Below are 20,244 nucleotides of genomic sequence, written 5' to 3'. Positions count from 1 at the left end.
GGGGGAGGCGCCCCGGGACACCGGCGTACGGAGGGAGCTCAGCTCCGGCCGGGCCCGGTCAGGAAGTGCTCCAGGCGTCGGTGACGGGGGACTTGGCCGCGGCGCCGCCCAGGGCGGGCAGGCCGTACATGTCCTCCAGGGTGCGCAGCACGCTGTAATGGTTGATCTGCGTGGTGGACTGGTACTTGGTCTTCACGTGGGCGCCCACGAACGCGGTGTAGATCTGGTTGACGGAGGTGGAGTGGTCCTCGTCGAAGGTGACGACGAGGAGGCTGTTGTGGGTCTTGGCCCACTGGGCGTAGCCGTCGAGCTTGCTCTTGAGCCAGGCGTCGCCCTTGTCGACCGAGCAGTCGTGCATGTCGTCGCACATGTCCGGGGTGACGAAGGAGACCGTGGGGAGTTTGGTGTAGTCGCTGGGGAAGGTGGAGAACGGCACGTTGTACGCGGCGCCGCTCACGGTGGGGAAGTCGGCCCAGGGGGCGTGCTTGCGGCGGTAGTCGCCGCTGCCGCACCCGGTGTATCCGGCGCTGGGCAGGGCCTCGGAGTACCCCTTGAAGCTCTTGCCCGCGTCGAGGAGCTGCTGGCCGAGGTTGCCGGTGCTGAAGTTCTTCGGGCAGTCGTCGTTGGTCACGCCCTGCTGGGAGCCCGAGAACAGCCCGATGTAGTTGGGCTGGCTGGGGTGGGTGAGGGCGAACCCCTTGGTGAAGAGGGTGCCCTGGGAGGCCAGGCTGTTGAAGTACGCGGCGTGCGAACTTCCCTTGATCGAGCTGTAGTTCTTGTTCTCGAACAGCACGACGACGACATGGTCGAAGGCGGGCACGCCGGCCGCCGCGCGGGCGACGGGCTGCGGCGCGGCGGCCGGGGGAGGTGAGTCGTCGGAGGCGTACACGCTCAGCGCGAGCAGCGTGAGGGCGGGCAGGGCGACCAGGCCCGCGGTGCTTCGGGAGGGGCGGGGGAGGCGCATGGGATCAACTCCTGTCGGTGGGAAGGGTGTTGGGGAGCGGGGTCGGGTGGAGCGTCGGACCGGGTGCGGCGGGGGCGTCCCGGGGCCCGGCCGGTCAGGGCCGGACGGTGGCGGCGCCGATGTAGAGGAGCCTGTTGGGGGTGCCGCTTCCGGCGCCGGATATCTTGTTCGGCGTGGCCGTGTCGGTGAGGTGCTTCGCCACGTCCGCGGGTGGGGCGTCGGGGTGGGCGGACAGCCACAGGGCGGCGGCGCCGGTGACGTGGGGCGCGGCCATCGAGGTGCCGGTGAGCTGCTTGGTGGCGGTGTCGCTGCCGTTCCAGGCCGAGTCGATGGCGGTCCCGGGGGCGAACAGGTCGGTGCAGGAGCCGTAGTCGGAGTCGGAGCGCCGCCTGTCGCCGGAGTCCGCGTTGTTGACCACGACGGCCGCCGCGATGTCGCCGGGGGAGTTGTGGCAGGCGTCGGTGTTCTTGTTGCCCGACGAGACGACCCAGGTGATCCCGGCCGCGATGGACTTCTTGATCGCGGTGTCCTCACTGCTGATCACCGAGGTGCTGTTGATGCTCATGTTGACGACGGCCGGTTTGACGGCGTGTGCGGTGATCCAGTCGGCCGCCGCGATGATCGCCGAGGTGCTGGCGCTGTCGTGGCAGTCGGTGACGCGGACCGCCACCAGCTTGACGCCCTTGGCCACGCCGTAGTCCTTGCCGCCGACCGTTCCCGCCACATGGGTGCCGTGCCCCAGGCAGTCCTGGCCGCCCCGCCCGTCGCCCACCTCGTCCACGCCGATGGACGCCCGGCCCTGGAACTGCGCGTGGGTGGTGCGCAGTCCGCTGTCCACCAGGTACGCGGTCACGTTGCTCGCGGTGCCGGGGTACGTATAGCTCTTGTCCAGCGGCAGGGAGCGCTGGTCGATGCGGTCCAGGCCCCAGGAGGGCGGGTTGCCCTGGGTCGCCGACACCCGCTGGCGGGCGTCCTGCTCCACGTAGGCGACGGCCGGATCGGCGGCGGTGGCGCGGGCCTGACGGTCCGTCATACGGGCCGCGTAGCCGTGCAGCACGGTGCCGTAGGTGTGGCTGACGGTGCCGCCGTGGGTGCGGGCGAGCCGGGCGACGGCGGCGGGCGTGCCGCCGGGCGCCGCCGTGTCCTTGAGGACCACGATGTACTGGTCCGCGATCGCGTCGGCGATCCGGCGCACTTGGGCCGGTGGCGCGGACGGCGCAGAAGGCCGGTTCGTCGCGTGCGCGAGCTGGGCCGGCAGGGCCGGGGCGACGGCCACGAGGGCGGCCGTGGCGCAGAGTCGGGCGCGAGTGTGCACGTCAGCTCCTGGGGGTGGCGGCGGGATGTGCGGATGTTCCGCGTCCGCTTGGTGTACTGCGGATGCCGGGCGCGCGGTGTCCCGTCGTCGCCAGTGGCGAGAACGGGCGCGACGCGGATCCCGCCAAAACGTCTCGAAAGGAACCTTCCGCATCCCGGCCGACCGGCCCGCGCGGGCGTGGCACGATGTCCGCCATCGAAGACATGGACCTGCCAACGCAACTACGGCGACTGGGCCTCGGGCCCTGTGAGGCCGAGGTCTACATCACCCTGCTCGCGGCCGGGAGCCTGACCGTGGCCGCGCTCGACGGGCGGCTCGGCCGGGGCGCGGGCGAGGCGGCGCGCGCGACGAGCCGGCTGCTCCGGCTCGGCCTGGTCGCCCACCTCGACAGCGCGGGCGACGCGGTCTCGCCGGTCGAGCCGACCATCGCCCTCGACCAGCTCGCGCACGCCCGCGCCGCCGAGGTCCAGAGCGCGCACGTGGCGGCGCTCAACGCCTTCCGCGACTTCCGCCGCTCGGTGCACTCACAGCCCACCGAGGACCTGCTGGAGGTCGTCTCGGGCCCGCAGGTCGCCGAGCGGATCTGGCAGGTGGAAGGCGCGGCCGAGTCGGAGGTGCTGCGCTTCGACTCCCCGCCGTACCACACGGCGGGCGGCCCGAACCCCATCGAAGTGCGCAACCTGGAACGCGGGGTCGCCTACCGGGTGGTGTACTCGGCGTCCGCCGTGCGCAGCACCTCGTACTACGCCGGGAACATCCAGCCGTGCATCGCGGCCGGGGAGCGGGCGCGCGTCCTGCCGACCGTGCCGGTCAAACTCACCGTCTTCGACCGGCGGTTGGCGATCGTGTCCATGTCCTCGGTCGAGGCGGAGTCCAATGACTCACTGCTGCTGGTGCGCCCCTCCAGCCTGCTCTCCGCCCTGAGCGGCCTGTTCGAGACGGCCTGGCGCTCGGCGTATCCGATGCATCTGAGCGGCCAGGTCCCCCGCGCGCTGCGGCCGGTGCAGCGGCGCATCCTGGAACTGCTCGGCACCGGAGTCAGCGACGAGACCATCGCCGAACTGCTCGGCGTCAGCCGCCGCACCCTCTCGCGCAATCTGGAGCAGCTCCACCAGCTGGCCGGGTCGACCTCCCGCTTCCAGCTCGCCGTGCACGCCGCGCGCAGCGGGTGGATATGACGCGGGGGCCCCGGTCGGGGCCCCCGGGTTCCGGCTGCGTGGTCAGGCCGCGCGCGGGTTGGGCTCAAGGACGGCGAAGGGCGCGCCGTGCGGGTCGGCGAGCCAGGCGATGCGGCCGACGTCCGGCACGTCCGCGGCGGGCATGAGGACCGCGCCGCCCGTTTCCTGCGCCCGGGCGACGGTGGCGTCCGCGTCGGAGACCGCGAAGTACGGGACCCAGCGCGGCTCCATGCCCTCCTGGGCGGGGGCGAGGCCGCCGAACGAGGCGTCCTGCTGGTCGCCCTCGGCGCTGGACAGCACCGTGTAGGTCATCCCCGGCGCCGGCATCTCCCGCGACCGCCAGCCGAACAGGGTGCCGTAGAAGGAGAGCGCGCCCGGCACGTCCGCCACGTGGAGCTCGGCCCAGCACAGCGTGTTGTCCGAGGAGGTGTCCTCCAGCCCCTTGACCGCCGCGGGCTGCCAGACCGAGAAGTCGGCGCCGCCCGGGTCGGTGAGACACGCCATGCGCCCCGCCTCCATGACGTCGAACGGTTCGACGCGCACGGCTCCGCCGGCCTGCGCGGCGGCCTTGGCGGTGGCGTCCGCGTCCGGGGTCTGGAAGTACACCGTCCAGGCCGGGCTCGCGCCCTCCTCGGTGAGCGGGCCGAGCGCGGCGACGGTCCTGCCGTCCTTCTGGAAGAAGCCGTACCCGCCCGACTCCGGCCCCGCGGACCGGAAGTCCCAGCCGAAGACGGCCGCGTAGAAGGCGGCGGAGGCGTCGGTGTCGGGGCTGCCGAGGTCGAGCCAGTTGGGTGCGCCGGTGACGAAGTCCGTGGAGAGCATCGCGCTGTGCCTGCCTTCCGGAGGGGGTCGGGATTCCCTACGGATCGTAGGGTCGCCGACACCCAGGGGCATCCCGAACGCCGGTTACCGAGCGTGCGCGGCCGACGTGCGCGCCCCGGCGCACCGTGTGACGCTGATCGGGCCCCCCAAACCCCTCTTCCCCTTCGGGAGTGAACACGCATGGGCATCAAGGACGAAATGCAGGACAAGGCGCGGCAGGCCAAGGAGCGGATGCAGGGCGCCAGGGACGAGGCGTCCGAGCGCGGAGCGCAGGCGCGGGACCGGATGCGGGACCGGCAGGAGCCGGACCGGACCCAGCAGTCCTTCGACGACATCCAGGACGAGCTGGACGACCGCATGTGACGGTCCTGCGGCCAGGCGGCGGGCCCCCTTCCACAGGGAGGGGGGCCCGCCTCATGCCGTGCTCCCCGGCCCGCACCAGGCGGGCGTCCAGATCCCGCCCGCGGGTGCGGGGCGCGCGGCGCCGAGGTGCGCGCGCAGCGCGGCGAGGGCGGGGTGCGGATTGTCGGCGCGCCACAGCAGCGAGTGCGGATAGACCGGGGTCGGACCGTGCACGGGAATCCGGCGCAGCCCCGGGTCCGCGGGCCACACCACCTGGGTCCGCTCGCCGACGAACGAGGCCAGCGTCGCGGAGGCGGCGATCGTGTCGAGCAGCGGCTCGGTGCCGAAGTCCGGACCGGTCACCTCGATGGTCAGCCCGAACGCGGCGGCCAGGTCGTCGTAGTAGGCGGCCCACTCGGTGCCCGCCACGATGCCCGGCATCCAGATGCGGTGCCCGGCGAGCTGCCGCGGCCGGACCGTCCCCGCCGCCGCCAGCGGATGGGCGGGACCGGTCAGCAGATGGACGGGCTCGTCGTAGATCCGCACGTTTCCCACCCCGTCGAGGCGGCGCCGGGCGTCCTCGGTCACCGCGCGGAAGGAGGCGTCGACGTCGCCCGAGCGGATCGCGGCGATCGCCGCGTCGGCGTCGAACAGCGTCACCACGTCCAGCTCGATCTCCGGGTGCGCGCGGTGGAAGTCGCGCAGCAGACCGGCCGGCGCCAGCCGCCGGCCGATCACGTCGACCCGCAGCGCCCGGCGCCCCGGCCGCACGGACGCCGCCGCCCGCTCCTCGGCCCGCAGCAGCTCGCGCGCGTGCGGCAGGAACGCCTGCCCGTCGATGGTGGGCCGGGACCCGCGCGAGGTCCGGGTGAGGAGGCGGACGCCCAGCTCCTTCTCCAGCGCCGCGACCCGCTTGGAGACCGCCTGCTGGGTGATCGACAGGGCGGCGGCGGCCTCCTGGAACTGCCCGGAGTCCGCGACGGCGACGAAGGTGCGCACGGCGTTGAGGTCCACGGCCGCCACCCTAGCGTCCGGCTTCCACAACCATGGGTTGTGTCGGACGGCCGGTGTGGTTGTTTGCGCCGCACGTCCGGTCTTCGGTTGGATGGCAGCGGTCAACGCGCGGTTGTGCCGGACGGGAGAACGGAACATGGGGGCCGGGCGGTCGCTGGGGCGGGGATTCGGATGGCTGTGGGCCGCGTACTCGATCAGCGCGTTCGGCACCTGGCTGGCCTTCGACGCGATCCCCATGGTCGCCATCCTGGCGCTGCACGCCGGTACGGCCGAGGTGTCGGCGCTGGCCGCCGTCGGCCTCGCGGTCGGGGCGGCGGTCGCGGTGCCGCTGGGGCCGTGGGTGGAGTTCCGGCGCAAGCGGCCGGTGATGACCGCCATGGACCTGCTCCGGTGCGCGGCGCTGCTGAGCCTGCCCGCCGCGTTCGCGCTCGGCGCGCTCACCTTCACCCAGCTCCTGGTGGTCTCGGTGGTCGTGGCCGCCTGTGACATCGCGTTCAACGCGGCGGCGGGCGCCCACCTCAAGGGCCTGGTGGCGCCCGAGGACCTGCTGGTCGCCAACGCCCGCTTCGAATCCACCACCTGGACCGCGACCATGGTCGGACCGCCGCTCGGCGGGGCCGCGATCGGGATGTTCGGGCCGCTGGTGACGGTGGCCGCCGACGCGGTCAGCTATCTGCTCTCCGCACTCGGCATCCGCGCGATCGGCCCGGCGGAACCGGCCCCGGCCCGCCGCCCCGAACCGGTGCGCCCGGCACGCGCCGGCGACCTGCTCGACGGCTGGCGGCACGTCCTGGCCCACCCGGTGCTGCGCCCGTTCTTCTTCAACACGGTCCTGGTCAACTCGCTGATCATGGCGACCGTGCCGCTGCTCGCCGTCCTGATGCTGGGCCGTCTCGGCTTCGCCCCCTGGCAGTACGGCCTCGCCTTCGCGGTGCCGTGCGCAGGCGGCCTGATCGGCTCCCGCCTCGCCCGGCGGCTCGTCGTACGGCACGGGCGGCACCGGGTGCTGATCGCCTCCGGCGTGCTGCGCGCCTGCTGGGTGCCGGGGCTGGCGCTGGTGCGCCCCGGCGCGCCCGGCCTGCTCCTGGTCATGGCCGTCGAACTCGGCCTGATCACCAGCTGCGCCGTCTTCAACCCGGTGTTCGCCACCTACCGCCTGGAGCAGGCGCCGGCGGACCGGGTGGTGCGGGTGCTGTCCGCGTGGTCGATCACCGCCAAGGCCACCACCGCGCTGATAACCGCCCTGTGGGGCCTGCTGGCCGTGTTCACCGGCCCGCGAACCGCGATCGCACTCGCCGGAGCGCTGATGCTCGCGACGCCGTTCCTGCTGCCGGCCGCGGCTCTCCGAGATGGTGGAAGCCGTGCCCGAAGCGACGGCCCAGCAGCAGATAGCCCAGCAGCGCGCCCGACGTGTTGAGGATGACGTCGTCCACGTCGAACGCGCGCCCCTCCACCAGCGCCCCCTGCACCAGCTCGATGAACACCATCACCACGACCGTGTACAGCAGCACCCTCAGCGCCCGCGGCCGGCGTCGTACGAGCACCGGCAGGATCAGCCCGAACGGCACGCCCAGCAGCAGATTGCCGCCGATCTGCACACAGGCGGCGCGGAAGGTGTACGCGTCCACGTACTCCCGGAGCGAGTGCCCCGGGCGCAGATTGGACCCGGCGATGTTCCGGGAGGCGGGCGAGGGGGTCAGGGTGAGCTCGGCCAGGACGACGGAGAACGCGACGAGCGCGGCGATCGCCACCACCACGATCAGCACCCGCAGCGCCGTCACCCGGGGCCCGGCCCGCCCCCGGTCCTCCTCCGCCCGCTCGACTGGAGTGGTCATGCCCTGCGTCTGCCCCCGGACGCGGCCCGCACGCGCCCGCCCGGCGGCGTACGGGCTCACGCCAGGAGCGTGAGCGCCCCCGGCAGCACGCGGGCGGTGACCGGGAGTTCGGCCTCCACCTCGCCGTCCGCGCCGTACGGCAGCGGCCGGTCCGCCTCGATGCGTATCTCCCGGCCGCGCAGGACCTCCACCTGCGGCCTGCGGACGTGGCTGCCGTCCTTGAGCTCGTTCATCACGGTGAAGAAGAGGCGGCGCGGGCTGTCGTGGATGATGACGACGTCCAGCAGCCCGTCGTCCACCGACGCGCCGGGCGCGATGTTGCGGCCGAAGCCGTAGAAGCCGGAGTTGGCGGCGATCACGGTGTAGCCGTCGCGCTCGTGCACGGCGCCGTCGACCGTGACCCGGTAGTGCGCGGTGCGCCAGCCCACCACCGCGCGCAGCCCGCCCAGGTAGTACGAGGCGGAGCCGCGCAGCAGCCGGGATGCGTTGGCGTGCCGGTTGGCCACCGCGTCGACGCCCGCGTACACGCTGCCGAGCACGGCGACCCGCCCGTGCACGGCCGAGGTGACCTCGATCGCGTCGACCTTCCTGGGCTCGCCGCGCAGCAGCAGTTCGGCCAGTGCGGCGGGGTCGGCGGGCAGCCCGAGGGCGCGGGCGAAGTCGTTGCCGCGCCCGGCCGGGACGATGCCCACGACGGCGTCGGTGCCGGCGAGCGCGCCGGCCACGCACCCCGCCATCCCGTCGCCGCCGACCCCGAGCACCACCCGGCCCCGCTCGGCGGCCTCCCGGGCCAGGGCGCGCGCGTGGTCGAGGCCCCGGCTGTACTCGACGTCGAGCTCCGCGCCCGCCTCGCGCAGTGCGCGGGCGAGCGGGATCAGGGCGGCGGCGCCCTGTGATCCGCCCGCGGTGGGGTTGACGACGGCGGTGAACTGTCGCATGGCTACGCTCCGATGGCAAGGACGGATGCTGGGAGTGCGCGGGGACCGCGTGGGATCAGCTGGAGGGCAGCGGCGGCAGGAGGATGCCGGGGTTGAGGATACCGGCGGGGTCCAGCCGGTCCTTGACCGCGTGCAGGACCTCCACGCCGAGCGGCCCCACCTCCTGGGCGTACCAGTCCCGGTGGTCGGTGCCCACGCCGTGGTGGTGGCTGATGGTGCCCCCGGCCGCCAGGATCGCGTCGTTCACGGCCCGCTTGGCCGGTGCCCAGTGCGCCACCGCGTCCTCGCCCTGGGCGCCGACCACGGTGAAGTACAGCGAGGCGCCCGCCGCGTACACGTGCGAGACGTGGCACATCACCAGCGGCGGGGTGCCCGCGTCGGTGAGGGTCCGGGTGAGCGCCGTGCGGACGGCCTCGTACAGCGCGGGGACGTCCGACCAGAACGCGGCCGTCTCCAGGGTCTCCGCGAAGGCCCCGGCGTCCAGGAGCGAGTCGCGCAGATAGGGGGCGTTGTAGCGGCCGTGCGCCCAGCCGGTGCCGGGCTCCTCGCCGAGCGGCTCGCCGCCGTGCGCGGCGAGCACCGCGCCCACCCGCGCGCGCCGGTCGGCGATCTCCTCGGCGGTGCCCTCGTGGCCGACGACGGCCAGGCAGCCCGCGTCGGAGGCGAGGCCGCCGCCGATGGCGTCCGGCTTGGCCAGGCCGATCATGGTCTCGGTCTCGTCGGAGAGCCGCAGCACCGTCGGCATCGGGCCGTCCTGGGCGAGCGCGCGCAGCGCGTCCCGGCCCCGGTCGAAGGACGGGAACCGCCAGCCCTCGTACGCCTTTGCCGAGGGGAGGGGGCGGACGCGGACGGTCACCGAGGTGATCACGCCGAACGCGCCCTCCGAGCCGAGCACCAGCTGGCGCAGGTCCGGTCCGGCGGCCGAGCGCGGGGCGCGGCCCACCTCCAGCGTGCCGCGCGGGGTGGCCACCCGCAGGGCCGTCACCATGTCGTCGAAGCGGCCGTAGCCCGCCGACGCCTGGCCGCTGGAGCGCGCGGCGGCGAAGCCGCCGACCGAGGCCCACTCGAAGGACTGCGGGAAGTGGCCGAGCGTGTAGCCGCGCTCGTTGAGCAGCGCCTCCGCCTCGGGGCCGCGCAGGCCGGGCTGGAGGGTGGCGGTGCGGGAGGTCTCGTCCAGCGCCACCAGCCGGTCCAGGCGGCGCAGGTCGAGCGCGACGAACGCGTGGTGGGCCGGGCCGGTCTCGGGCGCGAGGCCGCCGACGACGGAGGTGCCGCCGCCGAACGGGACGACCGCGACGCGGTGTTCGGTGCAGGCCCGCAGTACGGCCAGGACCTCGTCGTGGTCGGCGGGCAGCAGCACCGCGTCCGGCGCGTCGTCGACCTCGCCGGCCCGGACGCGCAGCAGGTCGGGGGTGGACTTGCCCCGGGTGTGCCGGACGCGGGTCTCGTCGTCGGTGCGCACGAACTCCTCGCCGACGGCCGCGGCGAGCGCGGCCGAGGCCGCTCCGGTCAGCCTGCCGGGGCGCGGCGCGACGGCGGCGAGGTCCTTCGCGGGGGCGTCCGCCGGGCGCACCCCCAGCAGCTCCCGCAGCAGACCCACGACCTGCTCGGGCAGCGGCGCCGCCTTGGCCGGGTCGCCCCAGCCGCTCCACAGCATGTCCACCGAACCCACCTGATCACCCGCTCCTACGCGCAGTTGTTCCGGTCCCACGGCGTGGGGGGCGGCTTGCCGTCGCCCGTTCCGTCGTTACACTGTGACAGATGAAGCCCATTCGTCACAACCGTACGGACGACGAGGCGGTCCTCGACGCCGCACGGGACTGCGTCCTCGCGGTCGGCGTCCGCCGGACGACCCTCACCGACGTCGCCCGCCGGGCCGGGGTGTCCCGGATGACCCTCTACCGGCGCTGGCCCGACGTGCGCACCCTGGTCGGCGACGTGATGACCCGGGAGTGGGTGGCCGTCACCCTCGGCGCCACGCCCCGGACCGACCCCAGCCGCCCCGTCCGGGACCAACTGGTCGACGGACTGGTGACGGGGCTGCGCGCGCTGCGCGAACACCCGCTGCTCCGCAAGATCCTGGACGTGGACCCGGAACTGCTGCTGCCCTACCTCTTCGACCGGCGCGGCGCCAGCCAGGACGCCCTGCTCGCCTTCGTCCAGGAGGCGCTGGAGCAGGGCCACGCGGACGGCTCCGTCCGCGCCGACCACCCGCTGCGCCAGGCGAGGGCGCTGTTCCTGGTGATCCAGTCGTACGCGCTCTCGCTCCGGACGATGACCGACACCACGGACCCCGAACTCACCGACGAAGCGTTCTACGACGAGCTCCGGCACATCCTTGAGAGGACCCTCGCCCCATGAGCCGTACCGAACCCCCCGCGCAAGCCTTCTCCCTCAACGCCGCCCGCCGCACCCGCGACCTGGCCCGGCTCGCCGCCGGGGACACCGTCGACGTCCTGGTGGTCGGCCTCGGCGCCACCGGCGCGGGCGCGGCCCTGGACGCCGCCTCGCGCGGCCTCTCGGTGGCCGCGATCGACGCGCACGACCTGGCGTTCGGCACCTCCCGCTGGAGCTCCAAGCTCATCCACGGCGGGCTGCGCTACCTCGCCTCCGCCCAGGTCTCCGTCGCCCACGAGAGCGCCGTGGAGCGCGGGGTGCTGATGGAGCGCACCGCCCCCCACCTGGTGCGCGCCCAGCCGTTCGTCCTCCCGCTGACCCCGCTCACCTCGCGGCGCAACGCGGCCCTCGCCCAGGCCGGACTGCGCGCGGGCGACCTGCTGCGCATCTCGGCGGGCACCGCCCGCGCCACCCTGCCCGGCCCCCGCCGCCTGTCGGCGGTGGAGACCTTGCGGACCGCACCTGGCCTCCGTCCGCACGGCCTCTACGGCGGCCTGCTCTCCTGGGACGGCCAACTCGCCGACGACGCCCGCCTGGTGACCGCCATCGCCCGCACCGCCGCCGGACACGGCGCCCGGATCCTCACCCGGACCCGCGCCCTGTCCGTCACCGGCTCCGGCGCCCTCGTCCGCGACGAACTGACCGGGCAGGAGACGACGATCCGGGCCCGGACCGTCATCAACGCCACCGGGGTGTGGGCGGACCAGCTCGTCGACGGCGTCCGGCTGCGCCCCTCGCGCGGCACCCATCTGATCCTGCGCGCCAGCACCCTGCCCGGCCTCAACGCCGGACTCCACATCCCCGTACCCGGAGAGACCAACCGCTTCGTGCTGGTCCTGCCGCAGGGCGACGGCCGGGTCTACGTCGGGCTCACCGACGAGCCCGTCGACGGGCCGGTCCAGGACGAGCCCACCCCGCCCGAGTCCGACATCGGCTTCCTGCTCGACATCCTCAACACCGCCCTGGACGCGCCCGTCCGGCGCACCGACGTGGTGGGCGCGTTCGCCGGGCTGCGCCCGCTCCTCGACGACGCCCACGACGACGGCTCGGGCAGCCGCACCTCCGACATCTCGCGCAGGCACGCGGTACTGACCTCCGGCGAAGGCGTGGTGACCATCGTCGGCGGCAAACTCACCACCTACCGGCGGATGGCCGAGGACGCCGTCGACGCGGCGCTCGCCGCACGCGGCATCGCGGCGGCGCCCTGCCGCACCGCCCGGCTGCCGCTGGTCGGCGCCGCCCGGCCCGCCGAGCTCGCCGCCCTCGCCGTGCCGCGCCGGCTCCTCGCCCGGTACGGCACCGAGGCCGCCGCCGTGCACGCGCTCGGCGAGGCCGACCCCCGGCTGCGCGAACCGGTGGCCGACGGCGTGGAGGTGACCCGGGCCGAACTGCGCTGGGCGGTCCGCCACGAGGGCGCCCTCGACGAGTCCGACCTCCTGGACCGCCGCACCCGCGTCGGCCTGGTCCCCGCCGACCGGGCCCCGGCGCTGGCCGCCGCCCGCGAGGCACTGGCCGCCGAGGCGCACACCACGGCGGGGCCGTGAGCCGTGGCCGGTACCCGTCCGGCGGATCCGGTCGCCGTCGCACCGGCGCCGTACGGCGCCGGTGAGCGCGGGGGCGTGCCGCGTCCCGGAGACGACCCGCCGGACAGGCCCTAACCGCCGTCGGAGACCGTCACCCGGTCACCGAGCCGGACCGTGCCCGGCTCCAGCACGTCCAGATACACCCCGACACACGCGAGCCGCCCCAGGGTGAGCACCGGGATCCGGTGCTCACGGGCCACCGTGCGCATGACGGCCGGGTCGGGCGGCAGTTCGTCGTGCCCCAGCGTCGGCACCACACAGCGCGGTGTGGGCACGACCACCCGGAACAGCGCCCGCCCGATCCGCAGCGTCCGGCCCGGCCAGGCGTCCTCGGGGAACCCCGGTCCGCCCAGTCCCTCGACCACCAGGTTGGGCCGGAAGCGCCGTACGTCGAAGTCCCCGGCCGGGTACACCGCCCGCAGCCGGGCCAGGCTCGCCGTGGTGACCAGATGCACCTTCCCGAAGTCGAAGAAGGTGCCCGCCGCGACCCGGCCGGAGGTGAGCGTCTCCCCGGTCGCGTCGACGAACGCCCCGGCCCGGACGGAGTCGGGCACACCGCCCTCGTACCCGGGCACGGCGCGCTCCAGCACACCCACCTGCGGCGGTACGTCCGACAACGCCACATCGCGGCCCAGGAGTTCGGACAGCCGCTTGTCCAGTTCGGCGTCACCGGCCACCAGCGAGGCGCCGTCCGGCAGCTCCACCCGGACGCCGCCGGACCCGGCGAGGACACTGCGGCAGCGCAGCAACCGCCCCCATTTGCGCGGATGTTTGACACTCCCGACCGCGCCCGTGCCGTCGAGGACCGCGAACACCCGGTCACCGCTCAGCCCGCGCTCGGTGACCCGCACGGTGCTCAACTCCTCGCCGAGCATCGACTTGACCGGATACCGACGCAGCGCCGCCACTGTTCCCATCCCTGGATTATGGCCACGGGTCGGCCGAGTTGCCGCTTTGATGGGGGCGACGCCTGGCGACGGGACAGGGGAGGTGCTGTGCGGGGCGTGATTCTGGACTGGGGCTGGTACGTCCTGCTCCTTCTCCTGGCCGCGCTCGGAGTGTCCGTCTGGATACTCCGCAAGCAGTCCAGGACCTTCCGTTCGCTCGTCGACCGCAGGCTCGCCTCGATGGAGAGCCTCGGATTCGCCGCCCTCGGCGAACGCACCCTGAGCATGGACGAGGGATACGTCGACCTCCTTCTGGAACCCCTGGCCCCGGACCGGCACGACGCGGGCGCGGCGGGTCCGGGCAGCGACCCGATGTGGGGCAACGACCTGGTGCGCCGCCTCAGCCGTTCGCCCGGCCGGGTGTTCGTCGTGCTGGGCGGACCGGGCTCGGGCAAGACGACGCTCATGCGCTACGCCGCGAGCGCCCTGAACAGACGGGTCTCCCTGCCCCTGGGACTACCGGGAACGCGCTACCCCGTACTGCTGTACCTGCGCGACCACACCGCGCGGATCGTCGAGGGCGACGGCCCGGACATCACCGCCGTCGTCGCCGGGTCGCCCCGGGCGAACGCCCTGCCCACCAGCTGGCTGACCCGCTGGCTGCAGCGCGGCCGGTGCGTCGTCCTGCTCGACGGCATCGACGAGGTGGGCGGTCTGGAGGAACGGGCGCGGGCCATGGCCTGGGTGCGCCGCCAGATCGACACCTACCCGCGCAACACCTGGGTGATCACGTCCCGCCCGTACGGCTACCGGGCGGACGCGCTCGCGGAGGCGACCGTGCTGGGCATCCAGGAACTCGGCCAGGGGCAGATCCGCCGGTTCCTGCTCCAGTGGTGCCGGGCGATGGAGGTCCGCCCGTTCGGATTCGACGCGCGAAGACGCGGCCCCCGGCCCGACGACCCGCGAGGACACGGCCCCCGGCTCGCCGAGGGCAGCGCGCGCGACCTCCTCGACCGCGTGTCGCGATCCCCTTCCGTGGCGGAGCTGGCCGCCAACCCGCTGCTCCTCACCATGATCGCCGCCATGTACCCGTACCGGGGCTCGCTGCCCGGCACGGCCGCCGACTTCTACCGGGAGACGACCCAACTCCTGCTCTACCGGAGGCAGCTGGCCAAAGGGATCGACGGGCCCGACGACCTCTCGCCGAGCCAGAAGAGCCGAGTCGTGCGCGCCCTGGCCTTCGGCATGATGGAGGCGGGACGCAGGAGCGCGTCCGTGCGGCTCGCCGAGCGGAGCATCGGGCCCCTGCTCGACCGGCTGCGGTGGCCCAGCTCCACCGCGCGCTTCCTGGACTCGCTGCGCGAGAGCGGCATGCTCGTGGTCAGCGGCGAGGAGGACTTCGCGTTCGTCAGCCACGGGCTGCAGGAGTACCTCGCCGCCGAACACGTCCTCGCGCACGGCTCGGCGCGCACCCTGATCCCGCACCTCGACGACCCTTCCTGGCGCGAGACCATCGTCTTCTGGGCCTCGGAGACCGATGCCGCCCCGATCGTCGAAGCATGTCTGGACGCGGCCACCCCCTGGGCCCTCGACCTGGCCCGGGCCTGCGAGTCCGTCAGCCGGGAGATCGCCCCCGAGCTGCGCGCGGCCCTCGCCCGGCAGGAGCGCCGGGACGGCGCGCACCCGGCCCCGGGCGCGCTCGCCGTGTACGCGGAGGAGCACTGGGCGGGCGCGGCCCACGAGGTGATGCGCCGCGCGGCGCTCGAAGGCAGGCGGATCGGCCCCGACGACCTCTCGGCCCTGCCCAGGCTGCGGCGCCCGGGTACCGGCGGTCGCCCCGCCGGGGAGCGGGCCGCCGCGCTGCTGTCGAGGGCGGTGCTCAACGCCGAACTGGGCCGCGCCCGCGAGGCGGCCCAGTACCGGTTCCAGGGACTCGTCGCGCTGGCGGCGGCCATGCGCCACGAGAGCCGGGAAGCCTCGCGCGACCTGAGTCTGGCCGCGCTGCGGTGCCTGCCCGGCCCGGACCGCACGACCGCCGCCGTCGGCGCCGCCGTCCTCGGCTATCTCGGGGCGGACCCCGGACAGCCCGTGGAGGAGGCGGTGGCCCGCGCGGTGGCGGAGCTGTACGAGTCGGCCGGGCGCTCGGCGTGCGACGCGCTCGTCCCGCTGCTCGCCGAGGACAAGGAGGCCGCCCGGCTGGTGCTGGGGGCGCTGGCCGCCGACGACCGCCTCACCTCGCGGGCGTCGGAGCATCTGGGCGCCCGGGGAGACGGCGCCCCGGACTGGACCCCGGCCGTGGACGCCTGGCGGCGCGAGCGGCGCCGGCTGGCGTACTGCCTGGGCACGCTGCTGAAGCTCGGCCTCAGCGAGGAATCGCTGGTGGAGGCCGAGGCGCAGATCGCCGCGTGCCGCCGGTCGGCGCCCGCGGCCATGGAGTTGGGTGCCGTCGCCGACGCGCTCGCCGAACTGCGCGTCTGCGCCGGGGCGTGGCGGTTCGACGAGAAGGACGGCGCGCTCAGGGCCGCCGGACGGATCGCGGGCGCGGTACGGGCCGCGATCCGCGGCGCGCCCACCGAACTCGCCGTGGAACTCGTCGAACCCGTCGCCCGCCGCATCGAGGAGCTGGTCGCCGACGCCCGCCACCAGCTGGCCGTGGACCGGCCGCCCCGGCCCCGGCTCGGCCCGGCGGTGCCGAGGGCCCGGCTGCGCGACGGGACCGTCACCGTGGCCCTGAAGGTGAGCAACGCGGACGGCAGCGCGCCGGTGGAGTCCGCCTGGCTCGCCGTGACCTCGGTCCCGCCCGGCCGGGCACCCGGGCCCGGCCGCGTCGACCTGCCCTCGGCCGTGCGCGGCGGCGGCTCCCGGACGGTGCTGGTCCGCGTCGAACGGGGCGACGGGCCGACGGACGCCGAGGGCGAAGAGGCCGAGCAGGACGTGGAGTTGGAGGTGGCGCTGCACCACCGGACCCGCACCGGCACCGGGGACGCCGTGGTCGTCCAGCGGCTGACGGTGCCCGTGGACCGGGAGTTCCGGCCGATCGAGCCGAATCCGTTCGCCCAGGGCGCGCTCGGACGCCCGGTGGCCGAACCCGGCATGTTCAAGGGGCGCGACGAACTGGTCGACGGGTTGCGGGCCGGGCTGCGGGCCGCCTCCTCGCCGGGCGCGGGCATCGCCATCTTCGGCCAGAAGCGCACCGGGAAGTCGTCCATCAGCCTGCATCTGCTACAGCGGCTCAGCGAGCGCGACGGCCTGCCGGTGGTGGACGCCGGAAGTCTGGGACAGCTGACCCCGCAGCGCACCGAGGGCACCGAAGGGCGGCTGCTGGGCGCCCTGCTGTGGCGGATCCTGGACGGGGCGAACCGCGGCACCACCGGCGGCGGACCGCCCCTGCTACCGCCCGGCTTCGACCGCTGGAAGCTGATCACCAGCCCCGACCCGGTGCACGACTGCAGCAAACTGTTCATCGACTACCGCGCGGCCCACCCCGACAGGCCCCCGTGGGTCGTGTTCATCGACGAGTTCCAGTACATGGACCAGTGGATCGGCGCCGGTCTCGTACCACCCTCGTTCATGCAGGCGTTCAAGGCCATCATCGAGAAGCAGCTCTTCCACCTCGTGCTCGTCGGGCAGAACCACCTGGAGAGCCTGATCGCCGCCGACCCCAACGCCTTCGGTGTCTTCGGCAAGGTCCGGGTCAGCCACCTCGACGACGAGGGCGCGCGCTCGCTCATCCAGGATCCGGTACGGCTGGGCGCGGCGGCGGGGGAGACCAGCCGGTACGAGGGGGCGGCCGTCGCCGAGATCATCCGGCTGACCGGCAAGAACCCCTTCTACATCCAGCTGTTCTGCTTCCATCTGGTGCGGTACCTGAACGACGAGCGGGCCGCGCTGGTGACGGAGGCGGACGTGGCCGAGGTCGCGGAGCACCTGCTGAGCGAGATGAAGGCCGCCGACTTCGACAACCTGGAGTCCCCGGAGCCGGCCGGCAGCGGCCTCACGGCGACCGATGTGCGGGCCGTCCTCGCGGCGGTGGCGCGGGCCTCGTCCGACGGCCCGGCGACCCTGGCCGACATCGAACGCTGCTACCCGGGCGAACTGCCCCGCGCGCTCCTCACCGCGCTGGTCGAACGCGAGATCGTCCGGTACGGGTCGGGCGGTCACCGCATCGTCGTCGGCCTCTACGAGGCATGGCTGCGACGGTATTACGGAGCCCCGGAGGGAACAGCATGAGCGCACCCAGCCCGTACCGCTTCGTCGGCCGGGTGGCCACCGGCGACACCCATGTGGACCGGCCCGAACTGGCCCGCAGGATCGCCGAGGTGCTGGCCGGCCCCGGCCGCCCGGGCAATCTGAGCGTGCTGGGCCACCGGCGGGTCGGCAAGACCAGTCTGGTGGCGCGGGTCGTCGAGCGGGCCGACCGCGACGACCTCGCGGTGGTCCGGATCGACGTCGACCGGCACAACTCCGCGATCGACCTGTTCCAGGCGATCGTGGCGGGAGTGACCGCGCGGCTGCCCGGCATCCCCGAACTGGAGCCGCTGTGCCGGGTCGTCCTGGCCGCGCGGGAGTGGTACGACCTGGACAGCGCGGTGGTCGCGTTCTTCCAGGAGCTCGGGCGGCAGGGCCACTACGCCCTGCTGGTCCTGGACGAGTTCGAACGCGCCCCCCGGGTGATGACCGACCTGAACGGCTTCCAGCTGCTGCGGGCACTGGCGAGCGAGGCCGGGTTCCCGGTCGGGCTGATCACCGTGTCGCGCCGCCCGATCATCGAGATCGAGACGGACGCGGCGGGCGGATCCATCCTCAACGGCGTGCTGGTGGCGCGCTGCCACGTCGGGGTGTTCAGCCCCGTGGAGGCGGCCCGGATGATGGACCGGGCCAAGGAGGCGGGGGTCGACCTGAGCGCGGTGGCGCCCGAGCTCCTGGAGCGCTCCGGATCCCACCCCTACCTCCTGGAAGTGCTCTGCCACCGGGTGGTGCGCACGTACGAGGAGACGGGCGCGATCGACGTGGCGGCGGCGCACGCGGCGGAGGCGGAGGAGTTCCGGGCGCACTTCGCGCGGCTGGTGCAGGCCGTCGACGCGGACACGGCGGGCCAGGGCGTCGACTTGCTGAAGGCAGTGGCGGGCGGCGTCGAGGTCCCGTGCTCACCGGCGCTCCAACTCCTCCTGGACCTCGGTGTGGTCATCCGCAATGGAGGTGAACTCCGCTTGTTCTCCAAGGAGTTCGCCTCCTTCGTGCGTGCCGTCGGTGAGGAGCCCGCCGTCGCGCCGCGCACCCCCGGCCACCGGTGCACCGCGCTGGTGGTGGCCACCGAGTGGAACTCGGCGCACGGCGGTCTGAGCACCTTCAACCGGCAGCTGTGCCTCGCGCTCGCCGCACAGCGCGTGCGGGTGCTGTGCATGGTGCTCGACGCGACCGACCAGGAGGTGGCCGAGGCGGACAAGGCCGGTGTCACCCTGCTGCGCCGGCGGCCCACGCCGGGCGCGCCCGAGCTGAGCAGGCTCATCCGGCCGCCGGAGCTGGCCGACGGGGTGGTGCCCGACCTGGTGATCGGCCACGGCCGGATCACCGGCCCGGCGGCGCTGATGCAGGCCGAGGACCACTTTCCCGGCGCCAGGAAGCTCCACTTCGTCCACATGGCCCCCGACGAGATCGAATGGCACAAGCTCGACCGCGCCGACGACGCGGGGGAGAGCGCGGAGTCCCGTACGAAGATCGAGGTGGCGCTGGGCCGGGCCGCCGACCACCTGGTGGCCGTCGGGCCGCGCCTGCACGGGCGCTTCCTCGGCTACTTCGCGCCGCACGACGACGCCCCCGACCCCCTGCGCTTCGACCCCGGGTTCGACCTGCTCGTACCCGGAAAGGACGGGGCCGGGACCCGGCAGCGCAAGGTGCCAGGCGGAACGCCGCTGACGGTGCTGCTGATGGGCCGGGTCGAGGACGCCTCCCTCAAGGGCGTGGACCTGGCGGCGGGGGCCTGCGGCCTGGTCGCGCAGTGGCGGCACGAGGCGGGGCTGCGCTCCGTCGAACTCGTGGTCCGGGGGATCCCGGCGGGCGGCTCGGCGCGGCAGCTCGCGCGGCTCGCCGAGTGGGCGGCCTGCGACCGGCTGAGCATCGTGCCCCGCCCCTACACCACCGACACCGACGACCTCGCCGACGACCTGCGCCGCTCCAGCCTGGTGGTGATGCCCTCGCGCGCGGAGGGCTTCGGCCTGGTGGGGGTGGAGGCGATCGTGGCGGGCACACCGGTCCTGGTCAGCGAGAAGAGCGGGCTCGGTGAACTGCTCAGGAGGGAACTGGGCACCGAACGGGCCGGTCACTGGGTGGTTCCGATGTCCGGCGACACCGCCCGGGACACCCAGACCTGGGCGCGCGGGATCGACCGCATGCTCCGGGCCAGCGACAAGGAGTTCGCCCTGGCGGAGACCCTGCGCAAGGAGCTGGCACGGGACCGTCCCTGGTCCCGGTCGGCGGACGCGCTGCTCACCGAACTGGGTCTGTGAGCGGGCGGCCGGGCACCGGGCCCGGCCGTGCGCGAAGGGTGAGGGCGACGGCGGGCGGACGGCCGCTCCCGGCGGCGGAGCCGTCCGGGTCCGCGCCCCTGCCTCACAGGTGCGCCGCGGTCACCGCCATCGCCAGGACGATGGTCACCAGGGCAAGACCCACCATGGCCGCCCTGGCGGCCCCCGTACGCGTGTTCGTCCCGGTCGCCCGCGCGGGGTCCGGCTCCGCCGCGCGGCGGTCCGCGTCGCGCAGACGGGCGCACCACTCGCAGTCGGGCCCCTGGCGCGTCGGCGCGGACAGCCAGTAGGCCCCGGTCAGTTCGGCCCGGTGCACGGCTTCCGGGTCCTTCGCAGCGTCCGTGTCCATGCCCCGTTCAACGCCCGGGCGCCGCCACCGGGCATGCGTACGCGCATTTCGCGATCAAACCGTTGCCACCGGCCGCGCCCCCCGGGGCGTACGGCG

Annotated in this window: 15 protein-coding genes and 1 pseudogene; 7 read left to right on the top strand and 9 right to left on the bottom strand. The window is 74.3% G+C overall.

The features are described from left to right. Window positions 1-58: 58 nt before the first annotated feature. Window positions 59-964: an alkaline phosphatase family protein gene (locus AB5J87_RS03340; protein WP_369373723.1), complete on the bottom strand. Its 906-nt coding sequence runs from the start codon at window positions 962-964 to the stop codon at window positions 59-61. Between the two features lie 94 nt (window positions 965-1,058). Continuing rightward, a complete protein-coding gene (locus AB5J87_RS03335) occupies window positions 1,059-2,279 on the bottom strand; it encodes a S8 family peptidase (RefSeq protein ID WP_369373721.1) in 1,221 nt (406 codons plus the stop codon). Window positions 2,280-2,482: 203 nt separating this feature from the next. On the opposite strand from AB5J87_RS03335, the gene AB5J87_RS03330 reads away from it, so the two are divergent. Then, window positions 2,483-3,457: a helix-turn-helix domain-containing protein gene (locus AB5J87_RS03330; protein ID WP_369373719.1), complete on the top strand. Its 975-nt coding sequence runs from the start codon at window positions 2,483-2,485 to the stop codon at window positions 3,455-3,457. Window positions 3,458-3,499: 42 nt separating this feature from the next. On the opposite strand, the gene AB5J87_RS03325 is transcribed toward AB5J87_RS03330, so the two are convergent. Continuing rightward, complete coding sequence (locus AB5J87_RS03325; protein ID WP_369373717.1) at window positions 3,500-4,279, bottom strand: VOC family protein; 780 nt, start codon at window positions 4,277-4,279, stop codon at window positions 3,500-3,502. A 180-nt stretch (window positions 4,280-4,459) separates the two neighbouring features. Here AB5J87_RS03325 and AB5J87_RS03320 point away from each other — a divergent pair, with 180 nt between their 5' ends. Continuing rightward, window positions 4,460-4,642 (top strand): hypothetical protein, encoded by a 183-nt coding sequence (locus tag AB5J87_RS03320; protein WP_369373715.1) that lies wholly within the window; start codon window positions 4,460-4,462, stop codon window positions 4,640-4,642. Window positions 4,643-4,693: 51 nt separating this feature from the next. Here AB5J87_RS03320 and AB5J87_RS03315 read toward each other — a convergent pair whose 3' ends face one another. Beyond that, window positions 4,694-5,635: a LysR family transcriptional regulator gene (locus AB5J87_RS03315; protein WP_369373713.1), complete on the bottom strand. Its 942-nt coding sequence runs from the start codon at window positions 5,633-5,635 to the stop codon at window positions 4,694-4,696. Window positions 5,636-5,771: 136 nt separating this feature from the next. On the opposite strand from AB5J87_RS03315, the gene AB5J87_RS03310 reads away from it, so the two are divergent. Beyond that, window positions 5,772-7,052 carry an MFS transporter gene (locus AB5J87_RS03310; protein ID WP_369373711.1) on the top strand — a complete coding sequence of 427 codons (1,281 nt, stop codon included), beginning with the start codon at window positions 5,772-5,774 and terminating at the stop codon, window positions 7,050-7,052. Between the two features lie 22 nt (window positions 7,053-7,074). Here the strand turns inward: AB5J87_RS03310 and AB5J87_RS03305 are convergent. The 3 genes and pseudogenes from AB5J87_RS03305 to AB5J87_RS03295 form a co-directional block, all read right to left on the bottom strand. Beyond that, window positions 7,075-7,470: pseudogene (locus AB5J87_RS03305) on the bottom strand (VanZ family protein); the annotation flags it as partial. Window positions 7,471-7,526: 56 nt separating this feature from the next. Beyond that, a complete protein-coding gene (locus AB5J87_RS03300) occupies window positions 7,527-8,408 on the bottom strand; it encodes a diacylglycerol kinase family protein (RefSeq protein WP_369373709.1) in 882 nt (293 codons plus the stop codon). A 55-nt stretch (window positions 8,409-8,463) separates the two neighbouring features. Then, window positions 8,464-10,071, bottom strand: a complete 1,608-nt coding sequence (locus tag AB5J87_RS03295) for an FAD-binding oxidoreductase (RefSeq protein ID WP_369383339.1) — start codon at window positions 10,069-10,071, stop codon at window positions 8,464-8,466. A 98-nt stretch (window positions 10,072-10,169) separates the two neighbouring features. Between AB5J87_RS03295 and AB5J87_RS03290 the strand changes: the two genes are divergently transcribed. Together AB5J87_RS03290 and AB5J87_RS03285 are read left to right on the top strand one after the other, a co-directional pair. After that, window positions 10,170-10,769, top strand: a complete 600-nt coding sequence (locus AB5J87_RS03290) for a TetR/AcrR family transcriptional regulator (protein WP_369373707.1) — start codon at window positions 10,170-10,172, stop codon at window positions 10,767-10,769. Next, window positions 10,766-12,349: a glycerol-3-phosphate dehydrogenase/oxidase gene (locus tag AB5J87_RS03285; RefSeq protein ID WP_369373705.1), complete on the top strand. Its 1,584-nt coding sequence runs from the start codon at window positions 10,766-10,768 to the stop codon at window positions 12,347-12,349. The genes AB5J87_RS03290 and AB5J87_RS03285 overlap by 4 nt, the downstream gene beginning before the upstream one ends. 110 nt (window positions 12,350-12,459) lie before the next feature. Here AB5J87_RS03285 and AB5J87_RS03280 read toward each other — a convergent pair whose 3' ends face one another. Further along, the gene (locus AB5J87_RS03280) at window positions 12,460-13,305 is read right to left on the bottom strand and encodes an MOSC domain-containing protein (RefSeq protein ID WP_369373703.1); all 846 of its coding nucleotides are present in this window, start codon (window positions 13,303-13,305) and stop codon (window positions 12,460-12,462) included. A gap of 87 nt (window positions 13,306-13,392) precedes the next feature. On the opposite strand from AB5J87_RS03280, the gene AB5J87_RS03275 reads away from it, so the two are divergent. Beyond that, the gene (locus AB5J87_RS03275; RefSeq protein ID WP_369373701.1) at window positions 13,393-17,505 is read left to right on the top strand and encodes an NACHT domain-containing protein; all 4,113 of its coding nucleotides are present in this window, start codon (window positions 13,393-13,395) and stop codon (window positions 17,503-17,505) included. After that, on the top strand, window positions 17,502-19,781 hold the full coding sequence (locus AB5J87_RS03270; protein WP_369373699.1) for a glycosyltransferase: 2,280 nt from the start codon (window positions 17,502-17,504) through the stop codon (window positions 19,779-19,781). The genes AB5J87_RS03275 and AB5J87_RS03270 overlap by 4 nt, the downstream gene beginning before the upstream one ends. Window positions 19,782-19,884: 103 nt before the next feature. Here AB5J87_RS03270 and AB5J87_RS03265 read toward each other — a convergent pair whose 3' ends face one another. After that, entirely contained in the window at window positions 19,885-20,148 is a 264-nt protein-coding gene (locus tag AB5J87_RS03265; protein ID WP_369373697.1) for a hypothetical protein, read from the bottom strand. Window positions 20,149-20,244 lie beyond the last annotated feature (96 nt).

Origin of the sequence: Streptomyces sp. cg36 (assembly GCF_041080675.1) — a bacterium.
Lineage (GTDB): Bacteria > Actinomycetota > Actinomycetes > Streptomycetales > Streptomycetaceae > Streptomyces.
The sequence above is the reverse complement of the archived record's forward strand: the minus strand, read 5'-3'. Positions and strand labels throughout refer to the sequence as shown.

Bases quoted from the DNA above. Each gene is read 5' to 3' on its own strand.
- AB5J87_RS03330 (WP_369373719.1), top strand. From the start codon at position 2,483: ATGGACCTGCCAACGCAACTACGGCGACTGGGCCTCGGGCCCTGTGAG.
- AB5J87_RS03320 (WP_369373715.1), top strand. From the start codon at position 4,460: ATGGGCATCAAGGACGAAATGCAGGACAAGGCGCGGCAGGCCAAGGAG.
- AB5J87_RS03280 (WP_369373703.1), bottom strand. From the start codon at position 13,305: ATGGGAACAGTGGCGGCGCTGCGTCGGTATCCGGTCAAGTCGATGCTC.
- AB5J87_RS03270 (WP_369373699.1), top strand. From the start codon at position 17,502: ATGAGCGCACCCAGCCCGTACCGCTTCGTCGGCCGGGTGGCCACCGGC.
- AB5J87_RS03340 (WP_369373723.1), bottom strand. From the start codon at position 964: ATGCGCCTCCCCCGCCCCTCCCGAAGCACCGCGGGCCTGGTCGCCCTG.
- AB5J87_RS03310 (WP_369373711.1), top strand. From the start codon at position 5,772: ATGGGGGCCGGGCGGTCGCTGGGGCGGGGATTCGGATGGCTGTGGGCC.
- AB5J87_RS03285 (WP_369373705.1), top strand. From the start codon at position 10,766: ATGAGCCGTACCGAACCCCCCGCGCAAGCCTTCTCCCTCAACGCCGCC.
- AB5J87_RS03325 (WP_369373717.1), bottom strand. From the start codon at position 4,279: ATGCTCTCCACGGACTTCGTCACCGGCGCACCCAACTGGCTCGACCTC.
- AB5J87_RS03290 (WP_369373707.1), top strand. From the start codon at position 10,170: ATGAAGCCCATTCGTCACAACCGTACGGACGACGAGGCGGTCCTCGAC.
- AB5J87_RS03265 (WP_369373697.1), bottom strand. From the start codon at position 20,148: ATGGACACGGACGCTGCGAAGGACCCGGAAGCCGTGCACCGGGCCGAA.
- AB5J87_RS03300 (WP_369373709.1), bottom strand. From the start codon at position 8,408: ATGCGACAGTTCACCGCCGTCGTCAACCCCACCGCGGGCGGATCACAG.